We start from the raw sequence: 3,221 nt of genomic DNA, 5'->3' as shown, positions 1-3,221 counted from the left end.
CGCCGTATGCATCGCGGCCCGAGGGCTCCGAGAGCAAACTATCCACTTATAGGGATGGATACCGGATCCTCCGAATGATCCTCCGCCTCTTCATCGCTGAGAGACCCATGCAGTTCTTCGGGACGATAGCGTTGGTCGCCTTCGCAGCGGGTGTCGCCATCGCCCTTCCCCTGCTCGGCACATACCTGACGACGCACGAAGTGCCGAGACTGCCAACCGCACTGCTTTCGACGGGACYGGCGCTTATCGCGGCGCTGGCCCTTGTCTGCGGTGTCGTCATGGACGCCGTTACGCGGGGACGCCGGGAAATGAAGCGCCTGTTCTATCTTGGCATTCCCGCCCCGTCAGGCGTAGTCGGAGAATCGTCGACGTAACCAATCACTTTCGCAGGTGTTCCCACGACAATCGCGCGTGCCGGTACATCGCTTGTCACCACGGCGCCTGCACCAATCATCGCCCGCTCGCCAATCTGAAGGCCCGGCAGGATCGTCGCCCCGCCGCCGATCGATGCGCCCCGCCGCACAAGAGTGTGCGGAAACGCACCCGAATGAACGCCCGACCGGGGCATCCTGTCGTTCGTGAATGTCACGTTCGGTCCGACGAAAACGTCGTCCTCCAGCCGGAGTCCGTCCCACAATTGCACACCGCTCTTGACGGTAACCCGATTCCCAACGACGACATCGTTTTCGATGAAGCAGTGCGCGCAGATGTTGCAGTCTTCACCGACACTCGCCCCGGGCAGAATCACGACGAACTGCCAGACTCGCGTACGGGCGCCGACGTTCGTTGACTGAACGTCGGAGAGGGCGTGAAGGCTTGCCTGGTCAGTCACATGCTTACCCCGAAGACTTTTATTCCACCGTTACCGATTTAGCCAGATTCCGCGGCTGATCTACATCTGTTCCCCGTTGCACCGCAACGTGATAGGCCAACAGCTGTAGCGGAATTGTGAACACGGCAGGCGCAATCAGATCGCCACCGCCATCCACACGCACCATGGCCACGTGCTCAGTGCCGTCGTCCATCTCGGCGCGCTCATCCGCAAAGACAATCAACTCGCCGCCGCGGGCACGCACTTCCTGCAGGTTCGACTTCAGCTTGTCGAGCAACGGGCCATTCGGCGCCACCGCCACGATGGGCATGTTCTCGTCGACCAGGGCCAGCGGACCGTGCTTCAGTTCACCGGCGGGATACGCCTCGGCGTGGATGTACGAGATTTCCTTGAGCTTGAGCGAGCCTTCCAGCGCCACGGGGAACTGCGCGCCGCGCCCGAGGAACAGGGCGTGCTGCTTGTTGATGAAGTGGTCGGCGATCTTGAGGATCTCCGGCTCGATCTTCAGCGCGTTCTCGATATAACGCGGCAGCGACTGGAGCTCCTTGCAGTGCTCGAGGTACTTCGCGTTATCCAGGCCGCGACGGCGGCCGAGGTCCAGCGCCAGCAACGCGAACGCGGTGAGCTGAGTGGTGAAGGCCTTGGTCGAGGCGACGCCGATCTCCGGACCCGCGCGTGTCATCAGGCGCAGGTCGGATTCACGGACGACAGACGACTCCGGCACGTTGCAGATGGCAAACGTGGCCAGGTAACCGCGGCGGCGCGACTCACGCATGGCGGCCAGCGTGTCGGCGGTTTCACCCGACTGCGACACCGCGACGAAGAGCGTGTTTTCCGGCACGACGACGTCGCGGTAGCGGTACTCGCTGGCTACTTCGACGACGACAGGAATGCGTGCAAACTGCTCGATCCAGTACTTCGCCACCATGCCGGCGTGATAGCTGGTGCCGCAGGCCACGATGTGGATGGCGCGCGTTTTCTCGAGGATCGGGTCGGCGTCGATACCGAAGATGTTCGGCAGGATGCCATGCGGACCGATGCGACCCTCGAGCGTGTCGGCGACGGCGCGCGGCTGCTCGAAGATCTCCTTCTGCATGTAGTGGCGGTACTCGCCACGTTCCACGGAGTCGGCGCTGATTTCGCTCTCGTGCGCCGTGCGGTCGACACGCTGGCCGTCCAGGCCGAAGACTTCGACAGTGTCGCGCGTGATTTCGACGACGTCGTCTTCCTCGAGGTACATCATCCGGTTGGTGACCTTGATCAACGCCTGCGCGTCCGATCCAAGGAAGTGCTCACCAATGCCGATACCGACCAGCAGCGGGCAGCCACGGCGAGCGCCAACGATGCGCTCGGGCTCGTCCAGGCTCATCACGGCGATGGCATACGCGCCTTCGAGTTCGCGCACGGCGGCGGTGACGGCTTCGCGCAACGACTTGCCGGCCTGTACGTGCTCGTCGATCACCGCGCCCATCACCTCGGTATCCGTCTCCGAGTGGAAGGTGCGGCCTTTGGCCCTGAGCCCGTCGCGTAGGGATGCGTAGTTTTCGATGATGCCGTTATGCACGATGGCGATACGACCCTGCACGTGCGGGTGCGCATTCGCCTCGCTGGGAACGCCGTGCGTCGCCCATCGCGTATGCGCAATACCCGTGCCGCCCGGCACCGGATCGGCGTCGTAGAGGGCTTCCATCTCGCGAACCTTACCCTTCGCACGGACCCGGCGGATCTCACCGCCATCGGCGATGGCCATGCCAGCCGAGTCGTAGCCGCGGTATTCCAGGGCCTTCAGACCGGCAATGAGGATCGGCGCGATATCACGCTGCGCAACAGCGGCAACAATTCCACACATGAGTCGTGATCCTTCTTAATTGACTTTGCGGCGCAGGTAATTGAGCAGGTCGATCCGGGTGATCAGTCCGAGGAACTGTTCGCCGTCGACCACGATGGCGACGTGGCCCTTCTCGAACACGGGCAATAGTGCATCGATCGGTTCGCGGACCTGGAGCATTTCCGGCGAAGCCATCATGGCCGTGGAGACGGGATCTCGGAACCGGGTTTCGTCCGAATGCACGTGCATTAGCACGTCGGACTCGTCGAGGATGCCGACGATACGCTCGCTCTCCATCACCGGCAGCTGCGAGACGTCGTACAGCTTCATGCGGTTATAGGCGGTGACCAGCATGTCGTCCGGCTTGATCACCACCGTGTCGCGTTGCGCATAGGGCCGCAGGATGAGATCGCGCAGGTCGCCGTAGCGTTCGCGCTCGAGAAAGCCGTTGTCGAGCATCCAGTAGTCGTTGTACATCTTCGACAGGTACTTGTTGCCGGTGTCGCAGACCAGGGTGACGACACGCTTGGGTTCGGTCTGCTCGCGGCAGTACTTCAACGC

4 protein-coding genes are annotated in these 3,221 nt (G+C 62.6%); 1 reads left to right on the top strand and 3 read right to left on the bottom strand.

The window, feature by feature from the left end; translation table 11 throughout:
- Positions 1–74 precede the first annotated feature (74 nt).
- Positions 75–374 (top strand): hypothetical protein, encoded by a 300-nt coding sequence (locus AC1DT2_RS19040; protein WP_477298035.1) that lies wholly within the window; start codon positions 75–77, stop codon positions 372–374.
- Here the strand turns inward: AC1DT2_RS19040 and AC1DT2_RS19035 are convergent.
- From AC1DT2_RS19035 to AC1DT2_RS19025, 3 genes are all read right to left on the bottom strand, one after another.
- Positions 323–832 carry an acyltransferase gene (locus AC1DT2_RS19035; protein ID WP_477298034.1) on the bottom strand — a complete coding sequence of 170 codons (510 nt, stop codon included), beginning with the start codon at positions 830–832 and terminating at the stop codon, positions 323–325. The two genes, AC1DT2_RS19040 and AC1DT2_RS19035, sit on opposite strands and share 52 nt — an antisense overlap.
- 19 nt (positions 833–851) lie before the next feature.
- Complete coding sequence (gene glmS / locus AC1DT2_RS19030) at positions 852–2,681, bottom strand: glutamine--fructose-6-phosphate transaminase (isomerizing) (protein WP_063573020.1); 1,830 nt, start codon at positions 2,679–2,681, stop codon at positions 852–854.
- A 15-nt stretch (positions 2,682–2,696) separates the two neighbouring features.
- Positions 2,697–3,221 (bottom strand): CBS domain-containing protein (locus AC1DT2_RS19025; RefSeq protein ID WP_477298032.1); only part of this gene is annotated, 525 nt, incomplete at its 5' end.

It is taken from the genome of Luteibacter sp. P4_E6 (assembly GCF_056401535.1).
The sequence above is the reverse complement of the archived record's forward strand: the minus strand, read 5'-3'. Positions and strand labels throughout refer to the sequence as shown.